Raw genomic sequence first — 21,766 nt, forward strand, 5'->3', positions numbered from 1 at the left:
CCTCAACGCCGGAATCAGGAGCCCCGTCCGAACCCGGCGACGCACCGGGAGCGAACGACGCGCACACCCCGGGCACCGTGCCGAAAGCGAGGGCCGCGCACACTGTGAGCGGCGCGCACGCTGTGAGCGGCGCGCCAGGGGCGAGCGGCGCGCACGCGCTCGGTGCCGCCCGGACCCTGTGGGAGCTTCTCGTCCGCCGGGCGCAGCTCACCCCCGAGGCGCCCGTACTGATCCAGGCCGCCGACGACCCGGCCGACGACCGCACCGTCACGTTCGGCCTGCTGCGTAGCCGCGCCGAGCGCACCGCTGCCGGGCTGTACGAGGAGGGCGTGCGCCCCGGCCACACCGTCGCCTGGCAGTTGCCCACCCGTATCGAGACGGTCGTGCTCTCCCTGGCACTCGCCAGGATCGGCGCGGGCCAGACACCGATCATCCCCGTGTACGGGGAGCGGGAGGTGGCTCTCGCGCTGCGCGCGACGGGCGCCGCCTGGTACGTCCACCCCGGCACCTGGCGCGGCACCGACTACGCGTCCCTCGCCGACCGCATCGGCGCGCAGCACGGCCTGACACCGCGCACCCTGACCGCCTACGACACCCTGCCCGACGGTGACCCTGCCCGCCTGCCGAAACCGCCCGACGACGGCACGCGGGTGCGGTGGATCTACTGGACGTCCGGCACCACCTCGGAGCCGCGCGGTGTCCGCCACACCGACCGCAGCCTCATCGCGGGCGGCTCGTGCCTGGCGCACGCGCTGCGGCTGCGCCCCGACGACGTCGGCTCGATCGCCTTCCCCTACGCGCACATCGGCGGCCCCGACTACCTGGTGATGCTCCTGCTGTACGGGTTTCCTGCCGTGCTGTTCGAGAGGTTCGCGCTGCCGGACGCGCTGGCCGGATACCGGCGGCACGGGGTGACCACGGCGGGCGGCTCGACGGCCTTCTACGCCATGTTCCTCGCCGAACAGCGCAAGCAGCCCGGAGAGAAGCTCATCCCGAGCCTGCGGCTGCTCGCGGGGGGCGGGGCCGCCAAGCCGGCCGAGCTGTACCACGAGGTGGTGACCGAGCTGGGGTGCCTGCTCACCCACGGCTACGGCATGACCGAGGCCCCCATGATCACCATGGGGGCACCCGACGACACCTCCACCCACCTGGCCACCACGGAGGGCCGCCCGCCCGCCGCCATGGACATCCGGATCACCACCCCGGACGGCACGCCGCTGCCGCCCGGCAGCGAGGGCGAGGTGCGGCTGCGCGGCGAGGCCGTCTGCCGGGGGTATCTGGACGCGGACCAGACCGCCGAGGCCTTCGACGCCGACGGCTACCTGATCACAGGCGACCTGGGGCGCGTACTGGAGAGCGGGCACCTGGTCCTCACCGGGCGCACCAAGGACATCATCATCCGCAAGGGAGAGAACATCTCGGCCAAAGAGGTCGAGCAGCTGATCTACGAGCATCCCGCCGTCGCCGACGCCGCGGTGATCGGCCTGCCCGACGCGGAGCGCGGGGAGCGGGTGTGCGCCGTGGTCGAACAGCCGCCCGGCGCACCGCCCCTCACCCTCGCCGAGCTGACCACCTGTTTGCGCGAGCGCGGACTGGCCACCTACAAGCTGCCCGAACAGCTCGAAATCCTGGACGCCCTGCCGCGCAACGAGGCGCTGCGCAAAGTGCTCAAGTACCGGCTACGGGAACGGTTCGCCTGACAGGGCCGGAACGGCCGGAGCGACGGGGAGGGCCGGAACGGCCGGAACGAGTCCCACGCGGCGACAGGCGCGCAACGGGTAACGCGCACCGCGTAACGGGATAGCAGGCAGCAGCGGGTAGGGGTGGCGCGGCCGGCCGCCGGCGGATGCTACGCGGTGAGGGGGCCCGTGGCGGCGCGGGCGTCGGTGGCCGCCTCCAGGTCCGGGTAGCAGTCGAAGAGACGGCGCACGCCCAGCGCGGAGAGCACCCGGTTCACGTGCGAGCCCTCCTCGGCGCCCCGTGCGGGCAGGATCAGCCGCAGGCGGCCGGCGCAGGAGCGCATCAGCCGTCGGGAAGCGATCAGCACGCCCACTCCGCTGGAGTCGCAGAAGAGGACGTCGGACAGGTCCAGCACGAGACTCCTGCGTCCCTCGGCCACCGCGTCGTGCACGTGCTGCCGCACCGCGGGCGAGGTGACCAGGTCCAGCTCACCTGAGACCCGGAGCACGGCCCACGCGCCGCGCTCCTCCTCCAGCACCTTCAACGACACTCCCCGCAACCCCTTCGTCGATCGCCTACAGCAGTCGGCTGCCCTGCGCGCCCCCTCCAAAACTGGTCCCAGGGAACGACCCTATGCCGTCCTGAGGTATTACCCCGGGAAACCTGCGGGAACTTGTGGTCACGCCCCCATAACTCTCGGCAGCACGCGTATCTTCCTTCTCTCTACCCCCGTTCGCCCCCACCGTGCACATGCCGTACGTGACGGAAACCGCACTGTCCGCGACGGCCCAGGGGAGCGCGTTGCGGCAAAGGGGCGTGCGCTGTCAGTGGCTCGCACTACATTCGAGGGGTTGACGGGCATCACACGAGTGGAAGCGGAAGCGGAACCGCCGATCGCGGCGGCACCGCGCCACAGGGAGCGGAAGGCGACGCCGAGAGCTGGGGGGCAGCATGGCGCACGACACAGCACCGCGTTGGGACCGGAAGATGCAGCAGCGCCTGGAGCGCGGCGAGGCGGCGGCGCTCGGCGAGCTGTACGACCGCTTCGCCTCGCTCGTCCACAGCCTCGCCCACCGCGTGCTGGACGATGACGAGGCCTCCGACCACGCCACCCGGGACGTCTTCGCCTACATCTGGCAGAACCCGCACTCCTTCGACCCCCGCGAGGGCCCCATGCGCTCATGGATCGCCGCGCTCACCCAGCGCACGGCGACGAGCAGGCTGCGCCGCCTCCAGCGCAGCGACGGGCCCTGCTCGCCCGAGGAGGCCGAACGGATCGAGGAACAGGTACGGGCCGCCGCGACCGCCGCCCGCGCCGACTACATCGTCACCTCCATGCCCTCCTCGCTGCGCGCCGCCCTGGAGCTCGCCTACTTCCAGCGGCGCGACTACCGGCAGGCGGCCGACACCCTCGGTGTCACCGAGGACGAGGCCAGGCGGCGTCTGCGGCTGGGTCTCCAGCTCCTCTCCTCCGCCATGACCCGGCCCGCCATGGCGCCGCCGGGTCCGAGGGGCCGACGATGAGCGGCCCTTCAGACCCCGACGGCCAGGGGCCGCCGCGCGCCCCGCGCGGAACCCGCGAGTCCGCCGCACCCGGCCTGTCCGAGGAGCCGGAGCTGAGCGAGGAACCCGAGGGGGCTGGAAGGCCCGAGGGGGCCGAGAGGCCCGAAGAGCGCGGGACGGCTTCCGAGGCGTATCGCGTGCCGCGCCAGGCCGCCGCGTCCGACCTCTCGCCCCTCTCCGGCCCGCACCCGCCCGAGGTGCCGCGCCAGGCCGACGCGTACGACGCCCCCGACGTCTCCCGTCGTGCGGAGGCGTTCGGGGCCTCCCGCCGGCCGGACGCGCCGTCCGGGCGCCCACGTCCCGGTCCACCTCGCGCGTCGGAGCCGCTCGACCACACCGTGCTCAAGTCGCTGCTCGGCGCCTGGGCGCTGGCGGCCTGCTCGGCCGAGGAGACCGCCGCCGTCGAGGCGCACCTCACCGACTGCGCGCCCTGCGCCGACGAAGCGCTGCGGCTGCGCGACGCCGTCGGTCTGCTGCACTCCGAGGACAGCCTCGACCTGGATCCGGAGCTGCGCGCCCAGGTTCTCGAAGGCTGCCTCGAGAGCCGTCCCGCCCGCATCCCGCTGCCCGTCTGGGCGGCGCCCTTCGACGCGGAGACCGCCCGTCTCGACGCGCTGCTGCGGGACATGGCCGGGGACGAGTGGCGCGCGCCGGTGCGGCTGCGCTGGTTCGACGGGCGCCGGGAGACGGACCGGGAGACCACGGTCGCCGGCATACTCGGCCATCTGCTCGCGGTGGACGGCCTGGTCGCGGCCGGGCTCGGCCTGCCCGACCCGCTGCCCGACGGAGCGCTGCGCGTCGAACACGACGCGGGCCCGCAGGCGCGTACGGAGCTCTACTGGGCGCTCGATCGTGCCGCCCCGCACACGCCGGCCGCGCGGAGGCCGTGGCGGGAGCAGAGCCACGCCATGATCCGGGACGTCTCCTTCCTCACCGCCGCCGAGGCGGAAGGCCCCGAAGCCGCCGGCGGTGCGGCCGATACGGCAGGAGCAGCGGATACGGCGGAGACGAGTGCGCGTACCCGGCTCGTGTCCTACGGCGGCTTCTCCCTGCCGCTGCCCGACGCGTTCCTCGACCGGGCCTTCGAGTGCTGGAAGCACGCCCAGGACATCGCCGAAGCGGTGGACTACCCCTACGGGCCGCCCGTCGCCGCCCATCTGACGCCGCTGGTCGACCTGGCCGCGCGCCAGCTGCCCGGCGCGCTCGCCGCACGCCGCCGGGCCGGGCTGGCTCCGCCACCGCGCGGGCTCGCCCCGGCCGGCGCTCCGGGCCGCACACTCCATCTGGAGGTCGAGGGTGACGGCGGTGGCGACTGGTATCTGCCGCTCGACTCCCCAGGGGCACGCGCGGGGCCCGAGGAGACGGTCGCCCACGTCGCTCTGGACTCCCTGGAGTTCTGCCAGCTCGCCGCGGGGCACGTACCCCCGCTGGAGGCTGCCGCCGGGCAGGACGGCGATCGGGACGCCATCCGCGACGTGCTCTTCGCCGCCGCGTCCCTCTCCCGCATGTGAGCGCCACCGGGGGCGAGGGCGAACGGGTCAGTCGAAGACGACGGTGCGGTGGCCGTTGAGCAGGACGCGGTGCTCGCTGTGCCATTTCACGGCGCGGGCGAGGGCCTGGCACTCGACGTCGCGGCCGACGGCGACGAGCTGTTCCGGGGTGACGTCGTGGCCGACCCGCTCCACCTCCTGCTCGATGATGGGGCCCTCGTCGAGGTCGGCCGTCACGTAGTGCGCGGTGGCGCCGATCAGCTTGACGCCGCGCGCGTGTGCCTGGTGGTACGGCTTGGCGCCCTTGAAGCTCGGCAGGAAGGAGTGGTGGATGTTGATGATCCGCCCCGACAGCTCCTTGCACAGGTGGTCGGACAGCACCTGCATGTAGCGGGCGAGCACCACGAGTTCGACGCGCTCCTGCTCGACGATCTCCAGTAGCCGCTGCTCGGCGTCCTGCTTGGTGGCCTTCGTCACCGGGATGTGGTGGAAGGTGAGGCCGTAGGAGTCGACGAGTTCGGCGAAGTCGGTGTGGTTGGAGACGACGGCCACGATCTCGACGGGGAGCGCGCCGATGCGGGAGCGGAAGAGCAGGTCGTTGAGGCAGTGCCCGAACCTGCTGACCATCAGCACGACGCGCATCCGCTCCTCGGCGCGATGGATCTGCCAGTCCATGCGGAAGGAGTCGCCGACCGCGGAGAAGCTGGCCCGCAGCTTGTCCACCGTGGTGGTGCCGGTGAAGTGGACGCGCATGAAGAAGAGCCCGGTGTCGCGGTCCCCGAACTGCTGGGAGTCCTCGATGTTGCAGCCGGTCATGAACAGGTAGCTGGAGACGGCGTGCACGATGCCCGTGTTGTCGGGGCACGAGAGAGTGAGAACGAACTGACCCGGTTGTCCGCTTTCACGGCGTTCTTCCGGGTTGCCGGTCTCGTCGGGAACGGGGTGCGGCTGGCTCATGGCCTCAAGACTGGCACATCGCGGCGGATGCCCCGGCACACCGCCCGCGGGCGGACCCGCCGTACGCCGCCGTACGCCGCCGTACGCCGCAACGATCACACCGTCCGCAGCGCGCTCACACCACCCGTGGCGCGTTCACACCGCCCGCAGCATGATCGCCAGCACTTCGAGGGAACGCGGCGGCTCGTCCGGGTCGTCACCGTCGGCGGTGGCGAGCCTCACATGGGCCTCGCGCGCCGCCCGCACCGCGTCCGGCCAGCCCTGGTGCTCCAGGTACGAGGCCACGGGGGCGTCGGCGCCCACCTGGTGCATGAGGCGCAGCACCCGCAGGACGGCCGCGTCGACGAGCTCGGCCTCCTGGTCGTCACGGAAGATCGTCCCGACGTACTTCTCCGCCGACCAGTTGTCCAGCCAGGTGTCCTCGACGAGGCGGTAGACGGCGTCGGTCACGTCACCGTATCCGGGGCGACCCGCCAGCCAGCACTCCTGCTGGAACGTCTGGTCGGAGAGCATGTGCAGCGCCGAGCGCACGTTGCTGCGCCAGCGCCACCAGGGCACGTCGTTGACAGGCATACCGCCTATGGTGGTGGAACGACGGCCACGTCGGGAAGACTTCGTGGTAGCTGCTTGCTGCATGGTCACCGACCCTACGTTCCGCGCACACCGGCCACGGCGCGGGCCCTGGCCTGACGGGCCACGGCCCCTCGGGCCCCTCGCGGTGGCCTCACAGCTGGCCGAACTGGCGCTCCTTGAGCCCGTACTTCTTCGCCGTCGGATTCCACAGCCCCGCCGCCTTCTTCTTGGCCGTGGTCGCGGTGCCGCTCGCGGTGTTGCCCTGGGCGGTCTGCTTGGTCGGCTTGGCCTTGCCCTTGTGGCAGCCCTTCTTGCCGCCCGCCTGATCCGCCCAGGCCGCGTAGTGGTTGTCCGCTGACGCCGAGGACTTCCACGCGCTCTTGAGCGCGGCGGTCAGCTGCCCGCTGTCGGGGATCGCGTTCGTCTTCAGCTCCCCGAGGCGCCGCACCAGCCCGGTGCGCTGCCTGGCCGCCGCACGCAGGTCCTTGGCGGCCTTGTCCAGGGCCTTGCACTGCTTGATGTTCTCCACGGAACGGATGACCGTGGCGCGGCTGTTGTTGCTGTTCGCCAGCAGCGCGTCCAGCTTCTTGGCCTGCGCCTCGGCCGGGTCCGGAGCCTTGGAGGACTCCTCCCCCGCCGGTGCGCTGGAGGCCTGCGGCTTGTCGTCACCGCCGCCGCCCCCGCCGCCCGCGAGGAGCAGCCCGCCGACCACCAGGCCGATCACCGCGACACCCGCGAGACCGCCGGCGATCAGCACGCCCGACGGCACCCGGCGCCGGCTGCGGTCGCCGCCCCGCCGGGCCGCGGCGCGGCCGCCCTGCGGCTGCTGCTGCTCCGCACCGGGCTGCGGGTGGCCGTAGCCGCTCCGCTGCCCGCCCACCGGCTGCTGCGGGTAGCCGTAGCCGCCGCGCGGACCGGAGCCCGGCTGCGGATAGCCGTAGCCGCTCCGCGGGCCCGCACCGGGCTGGGGGTAGCCGTAGCCGCCGCGCGGCGGGGCCTGCTGCTCGGCGGCGGGGTCGAAGAGCGGGAGGTTCTGGGTCGAGCCCGGCTCGTCGTCGCCCGTACCGCGTGGCCCCGCGCCGGGCGCGGACGTCGAGGCGGACTGCCCCGGTTCGGCTCTGAAGAGGCTCTCGAACTCCGGCAGCGGGCGCCGCTCACCTGAGCCGGAGGGGCCGGACGCGCCGCCGTCCGCAGGCGGCTCGGGGGTCGGCATCATCTGCGTCGCCTCGCCGCCACCGGGTACGGGCGCGATGAACTGGGTCGCCTCGCTGTCCGGGCCGCCCACCGGGCCCGCGGGCTGCGGCGGAAGGAGCTGCGTGCCGTCCTCGGACCCGGTGGGCGCCGCAAGGTGCCCCTGCGGGTCCCCTGCCGGGAACGGCGGAAAGAGCTGTGTGGACTCGCTGTCCGGGCCCGCCCCCGGCGGCTGCGGCGCGGGCGGAAACTCCGGATGGTTCCCGGCCTGCGCGGGCAGCTGCGGCGCCTCGCCCGTCTGCGGCAGCGCGTGCCGCCCACGGGAGGCGGGAGGTTCTGGCGGAAGGGGGCCTGGACCTGGCACGGGCGCGCCGGGGCCCTGCGCACCGGCCGGCCCCGCGTACGGCGCCCCACCGGGCTGCGGCACGCCCCCGGCCTGCGGCTGTCCCGGGCCGCCCGGTGCGGGCGGGAAGGCATCCGGAGCGGGCGGGCCTCCCGGTGGGGGCGGGTAGCTTCCCGGTGCACCCGGCTGCGGCAGGGGTCCGGCGCCGCCGGCCGGCTGCTGCCCGAACGCCGCCGCGCCTGGCTGCTGCCCGGGAACGGGGGCGTGCGGGGTGCCGGGCGGCTGTGCGTACCCCCCGTGTCCGTGCGGTGCGCCCTGGCGCGAAGGCCCGGCGGGAGCGGACTGCGGCAGCGCGCCAGGATCCGCGCCCTGGGCGGGCGGCACCGAGGGAGGGTGAGGGGGACGGGCAGGCGTGCCCTCGGGCGGCAGCGGCTGCGCCACACCGGCACCGCCGTAGGTACCGCCGGCCGACGGCACCGCGCCGCCGTACGAGCCCGCGTCCGCTGGGCCGCCACCGTAGGCCGTACCGCCTGAGCCGCCGCCGTAGGCCGCGTCACCGGAGCCGCCGTAGGCCGCGTCGCCGTGGGCGCCGTAGGAGTACCCGCCCGGACCGCCACCGTAAGAGCTCGCGTCGGGGCCGCCGGCGTAAGCGTCCGGGCCGCCGCCGTAGACGCCCGCGTCGGGACCGCCACCGTAGGCGCCCCCGCCGCTCGGAAGGGCGCCAGGGCCTGCGGCGTGGGCGCCCGCGTCCAGCTGCCCCGCGCCCGGGTCGGCCTCGCCGCCGGGCGGGCCCCAGTAGCCGGGGCTGTGCGGGGACGGGGAGGCGGGCGCGGAGTCGGGGCCCCAGGGCTGGCCCCACGGCTGGCCGGTCGGGGGGCTCACCCGGTCGCGCTCGGCCTGTGCCTCGCGCTGCTGCTGAGGAGTCCACGGTTCACCGTTGGCGGGCAGCACGACACCCTCGTACGGGGTCGTGGAAGCGGGCAGCGGGTCACCGGCAGAGCCGGAAGTCCCGTCCTGTCCGCGTCCGTTGTGCGTTGTCACCGAGGCTCCTCGTTCGCATGCCGACGGAATCGTCGGCTCACGCTACCGGTTACCCCGAAGGGGGGACCACGCACCCAGATGTGCGGACACCCTTCCTTCCCCTCATATCCGGGTGAATACCCCTAAAGGCCGTCATAGCGCGCATGACGCCACAGGCGCCCGGGACTCATACGGCGGCCCGCGCGTGCTCCAGCCGGTCGGCGAACTCCCGCACGACGGCCTCCCGTGCGAACGGCTCCAGACGCTGCCGGAAGTCGTCCAGATACTCCGCACCCCGGTCCGAGCGCAGCCCGGCGAGCAACTGCGCCGCCTGCGTACCCGTGTGGCAGGCGCGTTCGACCTCCCGCTGCTGGAGTTGCGCGCCCGCCAGCAGGAACAGACCGATGGCGCGCCGCCTGGCCCGGCCCTCCGGGTGCCCCGCGACGGCTTCCTCGGCCCGCGCCGCCGCGCTCCGCGCCTGGCCGAGATCGCGGTGGCAGTGGGCGAGTTCGTCCGCGAGGTAGGCGCGGTCGAAGTGGCCGATCCAGGGCGGGTCGTCCCCCGAACCCTTCGCCGCGTCGGCCGCTTCCATGGCACTCAACGCGAGGTTCACCGCGCTCTGGCAGGCGCGCTCGTCCGCCATCAGCGCGTGCCCCCTGGCCTCCGCCGCGTGGAACATCGCCTCCACACGCGGGGTGACGCGCCCGCGCGCCCCCTCCTGCGCCGCGCGCGCCAGCTGCGCGATCTCCCGCGGGTTGCCCAGGGAGGCGGCCAGATGACTCATGCTCGCGGCGAGCACGTAGCCGCCGTACGCCCGGTCCCCCGCCGCCTGCGCGAGCCGGAGCGACTGGATGTAGTAACGCTGCGCCAGACCGTGCTGCCCGGTGTCCACGGCCATGTAGCCCGCCAGTTCGGTCAGCCGCGCGACGGCGGCGAACAGCGACCTGCCGACCGACTCCCGGTACGAACCCGCCAGCAGGCCCGACACCACGCTGTTGAGGTAGTGCACCACCACGGGCCTGATGTGGCCGCTGCCGTAGCGGTGGTCCAGCTGCGAGAGCGCCTCTGTCATGGACGTCACGGCCGCCACGTCCACAGCGCCCACCCGCGGCCCCGAAGCGCGGGCGACCTGGTGGTCGGGCTGGGTGATCAGCCAGTCCCTGCTGGGCTCGACCAGCGCCGAGGCGGCCACCGTCGAACCGCTCAGGAAATCCCGGCGCCCCACATCGCTGCGCCACAGCTCACACGCCTGCTCGACCGCGCCGACCACCGTCGGCGCGAACTGGAGGCCCACACCCGAGGCCAGGTTCTTGCCGTTGGCCATCCCGATCTCGTCGATCGTCACCGTGCGGCCCAACTTGCGGCCCAACGCCTCGGCGATGATGCCCGGGGCACGCCCGCGCGGCTGCTGGCCGCGCAGCCAGCGCGCCACCGACGTCTTGTCGTACCGCAGATCCAGACCGTGCTCCGCGCCGCACATGTTGACCCTGCGGGCGAGCCCCGCGTTCGAGCACGCGGCCTCCTGGATGAGCGCCTGCAGCCGTTCATTGGGCTGCCTCGCGACGAGCGGCCTGGCGGCCATACGGTCCCCCTCCATCGTGAAGGCCTGCCTGCTCCCCTACTTGCTCAGCTGCGCCGCCGGCACCCGCTCAGCTGTCGACCCCCCGGTGACGCATATGCCACGAGCCTGTGTCTACCCGGCGAAACACTGCCAACCGGCACCCTCTCGGCACAACGCACCACAGAGGGTCTACCCAACCAAGACCGCTCTTTCGTGCACGCGCCCCCACAGATGCCCCCATGCGCTGCCCCGAGCGCGGACTGCCCCACCCGCGCCCCCGCCACCAGGACCAGGCCACCCGGGCTCCCACCGCGCGCCTCGGCACGCCCCGCTCTGCCCCCGTAACCCCCGACCGGACCAAAAGTTGTGATGGTCGTGGAAGAGACCCGCACACGCACCCCAGCAGTGACCACGCAACGGCGCATCCCCGGCCAGCGGACCGCACCGCCCGCCGCATCCCCCCTCGAACACGCCCTGCGCTACACCCGGGAGCGCGCCTGGGACGTCTTCCCCGGCACCTGGCTGGAGACGGTGCACGGCGCACCGCGCTGCACGTGCGCCGACCCCGCCTGCCCCGCGCCCGGAGCCCACCCCGCGCGCCCCCGCTGGACGGACGAGACCACGGGAAGCGCCACCACCGCCCGCCACCTGTGGACAACCGCACCCCGCGCCGCCGTCCTACTGCCGACCGGACGGGCCTTCGACGCCCTGGAGGTCTCCGAAACCGCCGGCTGCCTCGCCCTCGCCCGACTCGAACGCATGGCAGCGCCCCTCGGCCCCGTCACCAGCTCACCCGACGCACGCATGACCTTCTTCGTCCTGCCCGGCGCCGCCGCCACCGTGCCGCACACCCTCCGCCGCCTGGGCTGGTCACCCGCCGGGCTGGACCTGCGGACCAAAGGAGAGGGCGACTGGGTGGCCGCCCCGCCCACGCGCCTGGGGGCGCGCGGACCCGTCCAGTGGGCCCGCGAACCCAACGCGGCCAACCGCTGGCTGCCCGGCGCCGACGACTTGGTGCCCACGCTGGCCTACGCATGCACCCGCGAAGCCGTCGACCGCACCTTGGCGGCCGACGGCACCTGACTTCTCCCCCACCGCGGGGGTGCCGTCCGCCGGGAGGGATTCCCCACCAGGGGAGCACCCCCGCCGGGGGTGCCCCTCCCCCGACTCACGCTCCGCCGGAGAGCTTCACCGACTCACGCCCCCGCAGCGCTCCGGCCCGCGCCGTCAGGCCGCTCCCCCGCCCTCCGCCGGGCGGCACATTCGCACGGGAAACCGCCCGACGGGCCACGATCCCGCCGCCAGGCCACCCCCGCCCGACGGGCCACGACCCCGCCAGCGGGCCATCCTGCCGACGGCCACCCCCACTCGGCGGGCCGCACCGCCGCGGGCCACCCCGCTCGGCGGGCCGCACCGCCGCCAGGCCACACCGCTCGGCAGGCCACCCCACCGGCAGGCCACACCGCCGCCAAGTCCCCGCCGGCGGGCGCACGCCGGCGGTCCGCGGTGAGGGGGCGGGTGGGGAGAGGTCAGGGTTTTGAGGGGAGGGCGGCTTGGAGGAAGGGTTCGACTACTCGGCGCCACTCCTCGGGCTGGTCGTAGTGGATGAGGTGGCCCGCCTCCGTCACCTCGGCGTAGATCCCACGCGGCAGCACCCGGACCATCTCCTGGGCCTCGGCTCTGCCCAACTCTCCGTCCAGTCCCCGGACGACGAGGGTCGGGCAGCGCACCTGGGCGAGCTCGTCCCAGTGCGCGTCGTGGATCCACGTCTCGCGCACCCGCATCATCACGCCGGGGGAGAAGACCGGCCGCCAGCCGTCCTCCCCCTCGGCCATCACCTCGGCGAAGTAGGCGCCGCGGGCGGGCCGGGAGCGCTCCAGCGTCGGATCGTCCTCGCCGAACCACTTGCGGACGTCGGCGAGCGTGGCGAACGGTACGGGCCAGGAGTCGAACCAGTGCTGCCATTCGTGCTGGGACTGCTCGCCGAGCGCGGAGGCCCGCATGTCGCTGATGACCAGCGCCTGCACCAGGTCGGGCCGTTTGGCGGCGAGCTGCCAGGCGGTCAGCGCGCCCATGGCGTGGCCGACGAGCGCGACGGGGCCCAGGGCGAGCTGTTCGAGAACGGCCTCGGCGTCGGCGACGTAGGCCTCACGGTCGTAGCGGGCGTCCTCGGGTTTGTCGCTGCGGCCGTGTCCGCGCTGGTCCAGGGCGACGGGGCGGTAGCGGTCCGCGAGCCAGCGGGCGGTGCCCGCCCAGTGGGAGGCGCGGCCCATCAGGCCGTGCAGTAACAGCACGCCGGGGGTCGCGCGGGCGCTCCGCGCCGGGGTCGAGGGCCCGGCGGGGCGCGGCCTGGCTTCCGGGCCCGTCTTGGGTGGGTCCGCGAATTCCCAGGCGGCCAAGCGGACTGCGTCCGCCCCCGTCACGTCGATCCGTCGCACCATGCGTGTGAGTCCCCCACTCCTGTGACCGCCGTCTCAGCCTATCGAACCTTTATTCGAACAGCCGGTGATCACGGCGAACACCCCACCTTCGAGTGACACGGGCGCGGGGTTGTCCGCCGTTCCCCGGGGGAGACAGGAACCGGGAGGGCGGCAGACCCTGAGGGCTCGGGGCTCCGGGTCGCCGTGGGGGGACATGGGGAGGCGGGGCTCCGGCGACCGAAGGCGCTGGGGCCCCGCCTGCTCGGTGGAGATGCCGTGGTCGGCGTGCGCCGCATCGGTGGCTCCCTTCCGCCCGAGGGGGCTCGGCGCCGTTGTGTTCCGGCAACTCTGGTACGCCGACCAGCGTTTGGGAAGACAGCCGCCTTCTCCCTTTCCTCCCCTTCGTCTCGCGGGGGGCTTCGTTCCGCCGCCCCGCGGGTGGGGCGCTCAGCGTTTGGCGACGAAGACGTGCGCCGCCACATCGTCCCCCAGCTCCGCCACCTCGCCGCTGCTGCCCACCTGGACACCCCCTGCCGCGCCGGCGCTGACGCTGACGACGGCGCCGGGCTGCACCCCTGCCCGCCGCAGCGTGTACATGAGCTGGGCGTCCATCTGGATGGGCTCGCCGATCCGGCGGACGACGACCGTCTTGCCGTCCCCCTCGGCGTCGAGGTCGTTGAGGGAGACGAGCCCGTGGTCGAGGAACGGGTCGACGTCGCCCTTCTCGCCGAGTTCGCCGAGGCCCGGGATGGGGTTGCCGTACGGCGATTCGGTGGGATGGCGCAGCAGGTCGAGCACGCGGCGTTCGACGGCCTCGCTCATGACGTGTTCCCAGCGACAGGCCTCGGCGTGGACCTGTTCCCATTCCAGGCCGATGACGTCGACGAGGAGGCATTCGGCGAGCCGGTGTTTGCGCATGACGCGAGTGGCCAGCCTGCGGCCCTCCTCCGTCAGCTCGAGGTGGCGGTCCCCGGCGACCGTGACGAGTCCGTCCCGTTCCATACGGGCGACGGTCTGGCTGACCGTGGGCCCGCTCTGGTCGAGGCGCTCCGCGATGCGGGCACGCATCGGGACCACACCCTCCTCCTCGAGTTCCAGGATGGTGCGGAGATACATCTCCGTGGTGTCGATGAGTCCTGACATGCGTAGCCCCTAGTCAGCTTGTGCGGTGGCCCTGCTAGCAATTCTGACGCATCCCGCTGACAACCGTCCCGCGGAAGGGCGGAGACGGTATTGACAGCCGGCGCCGACCAGTTGACAGAAGCAGGTCCAGACCTCAACGTGATCGCCGTACTACGGAACGGGACCGGTCAACGAGCGGCGAGGGGCGAGGGGCGACGCGATGGGTGACGGCGGCGGGGCGGGTGCGGGGGCGGGAACGGCGGCGGACACGGGGACGGGCACGGGCACGGGCACAGGCACGGGGACGACGCTTGCCGGGGATTTCCTGGACGCGGCCATCGCGCTGTTGTCCGAGGTCAGGGACGGTGAGGCGGGGAACATCCGTGCTGCGGGCGCCCTGCTCGCGCGCACGGTTGCCGAGGGTGGCCGGGTCTTCGCTTTCGGTGCGGGGCACTCGTCCTTGCCGGCGCAGGACACCGTCTACCGGGCGGGCGGCCTGGCGGTGATGAATCTGCTCAACGTTCCGGGCGCGGTGGGGGTCGACGTGCGGCCCGCCACGCTCGGCAGCGCGCTGGAGCGGGTCTCGGGGCTCGCGGCGGCGGCGCTGGACTCCAGCCCGGCGCGCGCGGGTGACGTGCTGATCGTGATCTCTCTCTCGGGCCGCAACGCGCTGCCCGTGGAGCTGGCGATGAACGCGCGGGCGCTGGGGCTGAAGGTCGTCGGCGTGACGTCGGTGGCGTACGCGCGCGAGACGCGCTCGCGGCACAGCACGGGCACGTTCCTCAAGGACCACTGCGACCTCGTCGTCGACAGCCGTATCGCCCTGGGGGACGCGGAGCTGACCGCCGAGGGGGTGGAGGCGCCGTTCGCTCCGGCGTCCACGGTGGTCACGAGCGCGCTGATGCAGGCGATCGTCGCCGAGGCGACGGGTGAGCTGGTGCGCCGGGGTGTCGAGCCGCCGATGCTGCGCTCGGGGAACGTGGACGGCGGGCACGACTGGAACGCCCAGGTGATGGACGAGTACGCGGACCGGATCTTCTACCGCTGACACCGTCCATCCACGTCCATCCACCGCCCGATACCGGTCCTCCACCGCTGACGCCGGCGCCACCGGCGCCACCGGCTCAGTGCCGGTACCCGTGGTCGGCTCCCCGCCTCTCCAGTACGCCCGCCAGATCGACCGCCACCGCGACGAGCGCGGCGGTCTGCTCGGCGTAGTCGGCGTCCTCCCGGTCGAAGGGGCGGCGGCCCGCCTCCCGCAGGAAGGTGACGACGCCGAGGGAGCGGCCCCGGCAGCGCAGCACCGTGCACAGGCCGTGCACGGTCCCGGCGGGCCAGCTGCGGGCGCGCGCCCACTCGCCCGCCTCGTGTGCGGCGGTGGTGTTGGTGCCGCCGCTGGCACGGACCGAGGTGCAGCGCTGGTAGGCCTGGAGCGCGGGGTGCCCTTCGGTGTAGGCGACGGGGATGCCGCTGGGCGCGTTCGCCTCGATGTACGGTGCACGGCCGCGGTCGGCGACGGGGGTGGAGGCGGCCCGCACGAGCCGGGTGTCGCTGGGCGGCAGCGCGTCCAGCGAGGCGTCCAGCGTCGGGGAGGGTTCGGGGCCCGGGTCGGCGGCGAGGTCGAGCAGCGCGCGGTCGGCGAATCCGGCGAGGGCGAACTCCAGGTGGAGGCGTGCGGCCTCCATGGGGTCGGGGCACTCGGCGGCGGCCCGTGCCGCGCGGTGCAGCTGGCTGTCGCGGAAGTGAAGCCGCGCCGCGTCGCGCTCCGCGCGTTTGTGCGCGGTGACGTCCTGGAAGAGCCAGGCCACGCCGAGCGGTACGGGCTCTTCGGCGAGGGGGGAGGCGAGCCGCAGGAAGCCGCTGCGCCAGCAGCGGCGCCGGGATTCGGCCCCGGCCTCCGACGCGTGCCCGGAGGCGTTCCCGGCGCCTCGGGTGCCCGCGTCGGGCCCGTCGGTGAGGGGGGCGCGCAGCGTCACCCAGATCTCGGCGGGGGCCGGTGGCGAGCCCTCTCCGAGGACGTGCTGGAGGGCGCCTTCGAGCTCTTCCATGCCCTGGTCGAGCAGTTCGCCCAGGGGGCGTCCGAGCATGGCGGCGCGTGCGGGGGCGCGGAAGGCGCGCGCGGCGTGTGCGTTGGCGACGGTGGGGCGCAGGTCGGCGTCGACGAGGACGACGCCCCAGGAGGCGTCCTCCAGCAGCGCCTCGCTCAGCGCGATGGAGCGTTCGAGGTCGATCTGGGCGTGCACCTCGCTGAACGCGCAGTAGACGCCCTTGGCGCGGCCGTCGGCCCCGGTGACGCCGGAGGACTGGATGCGCACGAGCACCCGTCCGCCGTCCTTGGTGAGCAGCGCGAACTCGTGGAGGTGGCGGCCGGGCGAGCGCATCGCGCCCAGCAGCTGGCTCTCGATGTCCTCGGCGTCGGCCGCGCGCACCGCCCACCCCGCGAGCCCCTGGCGGCCGACGGCCTCCTCCTGGGACCAGCCGAGCATGCGTTCGGCCTCGCGGTTCCAGTGGGTGATCACTCCGTCGGCGTCGAAGGCGCACAGGGCGGCGTCCATGCCGTCCAGGAGCGCCGCGAGCAGGAGTTCGTCGTCGGGTCCGCCGTCGTCGCCGTCCGAGGACGACGCGGAGTGTGTCTCGGACCGAGCGGCCACCTCGGCACCCCCCTAGATGCTCTGCCGTCGCGGACAGCGACGGAGTGTTCACGGATCATTCAACTCGAACGTGACGCAGAGCACAGTGAGTTCCCGTAAATCGTTGTCGCCCCGAAACTCATCCGCGCGGGCGAGGCCGGTGACGGACCCGGACCGCCCGGTGCGCGGCGCCCGGGCCGGAGCCCGGCTCCGGACCCAAACCCGTCCTGGAGGCCTCCCGGAAATCCGTCCCGAAAATCGTTTGCCGGTGTCCCGGGGCGGTGCCTACGGTGTGGAGCACACAGGAAAGGAGGTGATCCGGCTGATGATCAATCACCGGACGTGTGAGGTGGCTGCGGCCTAAGGCCGACGCCACTGCGTGACGCCGGCTCGCCGGCCAATCCACAGCAGTCACCCGGCCCGTGGGCTCGTCGGACTCGTCCGACCGACGCCGTTCGCTTCGGCGAAGGGAGTCGCCCACGGGCCGTTCTGCTGCCCTCCTCGTTCCCGGCTCGGCGCTGGACCCGGCCTGGCCAGGCTCAGCGCCGCGAGCCCACCCCTCAGGGGCAGAGCCGCTCGATCCGCCAGCCGTCGACGGGACCCTCCGCGCCGCCGTCCGTACGGCGGCTGTAGCGCAGCCTGTCGTGCAGGCGGTTCTCCCTGCCCTGCCAGAACTCCACCGTCTCGGGGCGCACCCGGTAGCCGCCCCACTGGGCGGGCGCCGGCACGTCCTCGCCCTCCGGGTAGCGCTCCGCGAGCCGGGCGAACATCGCGTCCAGCTCCTCGCGCGAGGCCACCCGGGAGGACTGCTCGCTCGCCCAGGCACCCAGTTGGGAGCCGTGCGGGCGGGTGCGGAAGTAGGCGGCGGTCTCGTCCCGTCCGGTGCGCTCGGCCGTACCCGAGACGATCACCTGGCGGGCGATGCCGTGCCAGGGGAAGAGCAGGGACACCCGCGGGTTGGCGTCCAGTTCGCGGCCCTTGCGGGAGCCGTAGTTGGTGAAGAAGACGAAGCCCCGCTCGTCGTATTTCTTGAGCAGGACGGTTCGGGAGCTGGGCCGGCCGTCCTCGTCGGCGGTCGAGCAGATCATCGCGTTGGGCTCGTGCAGCCCCGCGGCCCGCACCTGTGCGAACCAGTGCGCGAACTGCGTGACGGGGTCGGGCGCGAGGTCGCTCTCGTCGAGCCCCGCGTCGCGGTAGTGGGCCCGCATCACCGCGGGGTCCAAGGTCGTGGAGTCGTCATCGGCCTGGCCGGCGGGGTGTCCGACGGCGGTGTCAGCGGGCTTGCCGGCGGCGTGGCCGGCAGCGTCATCAGCGTGAGGCACGCCGCCATCTTGCAGCATCGGCCCTGGCCGCGGTCCGACAGTCTGCCCGGTGGTCACCCGCTGCACACCTGAGGGCCCCGAATCGGCCCCTGTGCCACTTCTCACCCTCCCCGACGGGGCCGCGAGCCGCCAGAATCCTGCGCGGGGAGCTGTGAGGTCCGCACGTCAGGGGCTATGGTTGCCGCTCCGTCCGGCAGGGCGCTTGGGCCACGGGGCCGCGGAGCGTGACCATCCGCCCAGACGGGCATGACCGAGGGGAGACCCGGTCCGTGAGCCGCGGGACGCGGCAGCGGAACCGCGCGCCGCCCGCACAGCAGACCACGCTGCCCCCGCGCAGCCCATGCCAGCAGGTCGTTCCGCCGCCAGCTGTTCCTGGCGGCGCTCTGAAGAGGGAGCCGCCAGATGTCCGACTTCGTACCCGGGCTCGAGGGAATCGTCGCGTTCGAGACGGAGATCGCCGAACCCGACAAGGAAGGCGGCTCGCTCCGGTACCGGGGCGTGGACATCGAGGACCTCGTCGGGCACACGTCCTTCGGCAACGTGTGGGGGCTGCTGGTCGACGGCGGCTTCAACCCGGGCCTGCCGCCCGCCGAACCGTTCCCCATCCCCGTGCACTCGGGCGACATCCGCGTCGACGTCCAGTCGGCTCTGGCGATGCTGGCGCCCGTGTGGGGCCTCAAACCCCTGCTCGACATCGACACGGCCACCGCACGGGACAACCTGGCGCGGGCCGCCGTGATGGCCCTCTCCTACGTGGCGCAGTCCGCACGCGGCCAGGGCCTGCCCATGGTGCCGCAGAAGGAGATCGACAAGGCCGACACCATCGTCGAACGCTTCATGCGCCGCTGGCGCGGCGAGCCCGACCCCAAGCACGTGGCGGCCGTGGACGCCTACTGGACGTCCGCCGCCGAGCACGGCATGAACGCCTCCACCTTCACCGCCCGCGTCATCGCCTCGACCGGCGCCGACGTGGCCGCGGCGCTGTCCGGCGCCGTCGGCGCCATGTCGGGCCCGCTGCACGGCGGCGCGCCCTCCCGCGTCCTCGGCATGATCGAGGAGATCGAACGCACCGGCGACGCGGACGCCTACGTGAAGCGGCAACTCGACCGCGGCGAGCGGCTGATGGGCTTCGGCCACCGCGTCTACCGCGCCGAAGACCCGCGCGCCCGGGTGCTGCGGCGTACGGCCAAGGAACTGGGCGCTCCGCGGTACGAGGTCGCCCTGGCGCTGGAGAAGGCCGCGCTCGCTCAGCTGCGGGCCCGCAGGCCCGACCGGATCCTGGAGACCAACGTCGAGTTCTGGGCGGCCATCGTCCTCGACTTCGCCGAGGTACCGGCCCACATGTTCACCTCGATGTTCACGTGCGCCCGCACCGCGGGATGGTCGGCCCACATCCTGGAACAGAAGCGGACGGGCCGACTGGTGCGGCCGTCGGCCCGGTACGTGGGGCCCGGCCCCCGCGGCCCCCGCGACGTCGACGGCTACACGAGCTGATCCCGACCCGGGGGTCGGGGTCAGCAACCGGTCGGTCCGGCCGCGCCTCGCCCCAAACGACGCCGGCCGCACCCGCGCTGCGTTGCGTTGCGCGTGGTGCGGCCGTGACGGCGGGCGAGAACCGCGGCGGGCTCAGCGGGCTCAGCGGGCTCAGCCGATGCCGATCGGGTTGACGAACGTGCCGGGGCGGGTGGCACCCGACTGGTCGAGGATGGCACCGCCGTACGGCCAGTCGAGGGTGACGTGCGAGGTCTCGTCGGGCGGGGTGACCAGGACCTTGCTCGGCGCGAAGCGCTTGGGGCCCTCCATGCCCTCGGGCACCGGCAGGATGTTCATGGACACCGCGGCCGTGGACTCGCCCGGCTTCAGCGTCATGGTGCTCGGCGTGTCCGAGGAACGCCGCAGGTCCCACGTGTCGCCGGACTCGCTGACCAGCTGCACGCCCGGGAAACCGCGCAGCGTGCAGGTACGCCCGCCGTCGTTCTCGATCTGGATGCTCGCCACCTGCTGGTAGTCGGCCTCCATGTCCGGACGGCCGCCGTGCGGGCCACCCCACTTGAAGTCCAGCTCACCCGTGTGGCAGCGCTTGCTGGCACTGCCCGAGGAGACGTTGATCGCGTCCGTACGCGACCCCTTCGCGGCCGTCTCCTTCATCTTGACCCCCGACGCCTCCTGCACCTTGCCCTTTCCGCTGTCCTTCTCCGCGGACTGGGATCCGCCCTTGGAGGCCGAGGAGTCGGAGGACGAGTTGCACGCGGTGGCACCCGCGCCCACCGCGACGACGGCCAGCACGGCAGCGGTGCAACGAACAGCGCGGTTGAGCATGGCGGACATGATCCCTCTTTCCCGGCGCGGGCCCTCGCCCCGCGCTCCCCGTCGTGTGGAGTGCGTTACGAGAGATGTGATGCGGCGCCGACGATCAGAGTTCACGAAACTTTGTCCGCGACCTGTAACAGCGGACGTCGGCCCCGCGTGGTGCGGGGCCGACGCGTCGAGCCTGCCTACGCGGGCCGCCCCGCGAAACCGATGAAGCGCACCCACTGGGCGGACGATACGGAGAGGACGGGACCGCGCTGTTCCTTGGAGTCACGAATGTGCACGGCACCTGCGCCGTGGGCGACCTCCACACAGTTGCCGCCATCCGGTCCGCTGTAGCTGCTCTTGTGCCAGGAAAGCTCGCGGAGCCGGATTGCCTCCTGCTCGTTCGTCATCGTTCCCCCTCCGATTAAACGAAGACCGCTGACTCCCCTCGGGCCTGCCTACGCGGACTGCTCCGCAAAGGCAACGAAGTCCGCCCAACCGGCGGACGGCACGGAGAGGACAGCGCCGCGCTGCACCTTGGAGTCACGGACGTGGACGGCACCGACGGTGTGCGCGACCTCCACGCAGTCGCTGGCACCAGACGAGCCGCTGTAGCTGCTCTTGAACCAGGACAGCGCGTGGAGCCCAGCTGTCTCCTGCTCGTTCGTCATCGTTCCCCTGCCAACTGCTCGATGAAAGCTGCTGAATCCTCGACGTTCAGCGCCTGTGATCGCAGCTTGCCATACCGCAGAGCGAATGTACTCACATGTTTGGCATCGCTCACGACGTGGCCGATGTCCTGTGACTCGAAGTAGCCGTACTGCCGGTGCTCAGAGGTCTCCACGAGCACGAACCCCCCGGTAAGCCCCGCGTGGAAACCGCTGCCGATCGGTACCACTTGGATTGCCACATTCCGGAGCTTGCCCATCGCCATCAGGTGTCGGTACTGCCCCCTCATCGTGTCCGGCCCGCCCAGTTCCTGGCGCAACGCGGCCTCTCCGATGACAAAGGAGAAGTCCACCAGCGGACCCCTGGTGAGGATCTTCTGCCTGGTCAGGCGGATGTTCACGTTGTCCTCGACGGCCTCCTCACCGAGGACGGGGACGTGCCCCTCGAAGAGGGCGCGAGCGTACGCCTCCGTCTGCAACAGCCCCGGAACCAGCAACGGGTCGTATCCGAACCGGCTGACGGCCTCCATCTCCAGCAGGACGAAGTCCCGGAAGAACGGGGGCAGCTTCGCCAGGTCCACGTCCTCCTGGAGGGTGGTCAGAACGCCGCCCGCGTTCAACACCCGTTCTGCGGCCTCCGTGAGGGGCGCCTTCGCGGCGCGTCGGCCCTGTTCGACCGAGGCGAGCTGTTCGGGCGAGTAACCCAGCAGTGGGGCCAGGGCCTCCTGCGAATACCCCGCAGCCTTGCGGAACTTCCGCAGCAGCTTGCCGTAGGCGACCCACACGCCTGGGCGGTCGTCCTCGCGTTTGCGCTGGTGGGCTACGTCCACCGTACGCGGTGAGGGGACGGCGCGGCCGTCCTTCCTCCGGTTGGCAACGGTCATACGCTCTCACGTCCTTGTGCGCCCTCAACGGGTCTCAGCGTCAACGC

19 protein-coding genes are annotated in these 21,766 nt (G+C 73.1%); 6 read left to right on the forward strand and 13 right to left on the reverse strand.

All coding sequences use genetic code 11. The annotated features are described in order from the left end of the window. Positions 1 to 122: 122 nt before the first annotated feature. A complete protein-coding gene (locus DTL70_RS02920) occupies positions 123 to 1,700 on the forward strand; it encodes a class I adenylate-forming enzyme family protein (protein ID WP_114020234.1) in 1,578 nt (525 codons plus the stop codon). 149 nt (positions 1,701 to 1,849) lie between these two features. On the opposite strand, the gene DTL70_RS02925 is transcribed toward DTL70_RS02920, so the two are convergent. Further along, positions 1,850 to 2,230 carry an STAS domain-containing protein gene (locus DTL70_RS02925; protein ID WP_181856434.1) on the reverse strand — a complete coding sequence of 127 codons (381 nt, stop codon included), beginning with the start codon at positions 2,228 to 2,230 and terminating at the stop codon, positions 1,850 to 1,852. Positions 2,231 to 2,631: 401 nt separating this feature from the next. Between DTL70_RS02925 and DTL70_RS02930 the strand changes: the two genes are divergently transcribed. Both DTL70_RS02930 and DTL70_RS02935 read left to right on the forward strand, forming a co-directional pair. Next, a complete protein-coding gene (locus DTL70_RS02930; protein ID WP_114020235.1) occupies positions 2,632 to 3,204 on the forward strand; it encodes an RNA polymerase sigma factor in 573 nt (190 codons plus the stop codon). After that, entirely contained in the window at positions 3,201 to 4,754 is a 1,554-nt protein-coding gene (locus tag DTL70_RS02935) for a zf-HC2 domain-containing protein (protein ID WP_114020236.1), read from the forward strand. The genes DTL70_RS02930 and DTL70_RS02935 overlap by 4 nt, the downstream gene beginning before the upstream one ends. 27 nt (positions 4,755 to 4,781) lie before the next feature. Here DTL70_RS02935 and purU read toward each other — a convergent pair whose 3' ends face one another. The 4 genes from purU to DTL70_RS02955 all read right to left on the reverse strand — a co-directional run bounded on the left by purU (position 4,782) and on the right by DTL70_RS02955 (position 10,399). Then, positions 4,782 to 5,690, reverse strand: coding sequence for a formyltetrahydrofolate deformylase (purU, locus tag DTL70_RS02940; RefSeq protein ID WP_114020237.1), 909 nt, complete (start codon positions 5,688 to 5,690; stop codon positions 4,782 to 4,784). Positions 5,691 to 5,825: 135 nt separating this feature from the next. Beyond that, entirely contained in the window at positions 5,826 to 6,263 is a 438-nt protein-coding gene (locus tag DTL70_RS02945) for an SCO4402 family protein (RefSeq protein WP_425470305.1), read from the reverse strand. Between the two features lie 151 nt (positions 6,264 to 6,414). Continuing rightward, a complete protein-coding gene (locus DTL70_RS34725) occupies positions 6,415 to 8,838 on the reverse strand; it encodes a hypothetical protein (protein WP_114020238.1) in 2,424 nt (807 codons plus the stop codon). Between the two features lie 166 nt (positions 8,839 to 9,004). Further along, positions 9,005 to 10,399, reverse strand: a complete 1,395-nt coding sequence (locus DTL70_RS02955; protein WP_114020239.1) for an NsdA family TPR-like regulatory protein — start codon at positions 10,397 to 10,399, stop codon at positions 9,005 to 9,007. 354 nt (positions 10,400 to 10,753) lie between these two features. Between DTL70_RS02955 and DTL70_RS02960 the strand changes: the two genes are divergently transcribed. Next, positions 10,754 to 11,461: a bifunctional DNA primase/polymerase gene (locus tag DTL70_RS02960; protein ID WP_425470306.1), complete on the forward strand. Its 708-nt coding sequence runs from the start codon at positions 10,754 to 10,756 to the stop codon at positions 11,459 to 11,461. Between the two features lie 446 nt (positions 11,462 to 11,907). On the opposite strand, the gene DTL70_RS02965 is transcribed toward DTL70_RS02960, so the two are convergent. Together DTL70_RS02965 and DTL70_RS02970 are read right to left on the reverse strand one after the other, a co-directional pair. Further along, positions 11,908 to 12,819: an alpha/beta fold hydrolase gene (locus DTL70_RS02965; protein ID WP_114020241.1), complete on the reverse strand. Its 912-nt coding sequence runs from the start codon at positions 12,817 to 12,819 to the stop codon at positions 11,908 to 11,910. A gap of 426 nt (positions 12,820 to 13,245) precedes the next feature. Next, complete coding sequence (locus DTL70_RS02970; RefSeq protein WP_114016103.1) at positions 13,246 to 13,941, reverse strand: iron-dependent transcriptional repressor DtxR; 696 nt, start codon at positions 13,939 to 13,941, stop codon at positions 13,246 to 13,248. 199 nt (positions 13,942 to 14,140) lie between these two features. Here DTL70_RS02970 and DTL70_RS02975 point away from each other — a divergent pair, with 199 nt between their 5' ends. Then, entirely contained in the window at positions 14,141 to 14,968 is an 828-nt protein-coding gene (locus DTL70_RS02975) for an SIS domain-containing protein (protein WP_114020242.1), read from the forward strand. Positions 14,969 to 15,044: 76 nt separating this feature from the next. Here DTL70_RS02975 and DTL70_RS02980 read toward each other — a convergent pair whose 3' ends face one another. Then, complete coding sequence (locus DTL70_RS02980; protein ID WP_114020243.1) at positions 15,045 to 16,571, reverse strand: PAS domain-containing protein; 1,527 nt, start codon at positions 16,569 to 16,571, stop codon at positions 15,045 to 15,047. 539 nt (positions 16,572 to 17,110) lie between these two features. Next, positions 17,111 to 17,758: a pyridoxamine 5'-phosphate oxidase gene (pdxH, locus tag DTL70_RS02985; RefSeq protein ID WP_114020312.1), complete on the reverse strand. Its 648-nt coding sequence runs from the start codon at positions 17,756 to 17,758 to the stop codon at positions 17,111 to 17,113. 516 nt (positions 17,759 to 18,274) lie between these two features. Between pdxH and DTL70_RS02990 the strand changes: the two genes are divergently transcribed. After that, on the forward strand, positions 18,275 to 19,366 hold the full coding sequence (locus DTL70_RS02990) for a citrate synthase 2 (protein ID WP_114020244.1): 1,092 nt from the start codon (positions 18,275 to 18,277) through the stop codon (positions 19,364 to 19,366). Between the two features lie 150 nt (positions 19,367 to 19,516). Here DTL70_RS02990 and DTL70_RS02995 read toward each other — a convergent pair whose 3' ends face one another. The 4 genes from DTL70_RS02995 to DTL70_RS03010 all read right to left on the reverse strand — a co-directional run bounded on the left by DTL70_RS02995 (position 19,517) and on the right by DTL70_RS03010 (position 21,719). Next, positions 19,517 to 20,200, reverse strand: coding sequence for a DUF4232 domain-containing protein (locus tag DTL70_RS02995; protein WP_114020245.1), 684 nt, complete (start codon positions 20,198 to 20,200; stop codon positions 19,517 to 19,519). 167 nt (positions 20,201 to 20,367) lie between these two features. Next, entirely contained in the window at positions 20,368 to 20,577 is a 210-nt protein-coding gene (locus tag DTL70_RS03000; protein WP_114020246.1) for a DUF397 domain-containing protein, read from the reverse strand. Positions 20,578 to 20,625: 48 nt separating this feature from the next. Further along, the gene (locus DTL70_RS03005; protein WP_114020247.1) at positions 20,626 to 20,838 is read right to left on the reverse strand and encodes a DUF397 domain-containing protein; all 213 of its coding nucleotides are present in this window, start codon (positions 20,836 to 20,838) and stop codon (positions 20,626 to 20,628) included. Beyond that, a complete protein-coding gene (locus DTL70_RS03010; RefSeq protein ID WP_114020248.1) occupies positions 20,835 to 21,719 on the reverse strand; it encodes a helix-turn-helix domain-containing protein in 885 nt (294 codons plus the stop codon). Before DTL70_RS03010 ends, DTL70_RS03005 begins: the two co-directional genes overlap by 4 nt. Positions 21,720 to 21,766 lie beyond the last annotated feature (47 nt).

The organism is Streptomyces diacarni, assembly GCF_003323715.1.
GTDB lineage: Bacteria > Actinomycetota > Actinomycetes > Streptomycetales > Streptomycetaceae > Streptomyces > Streptomyces diacarni.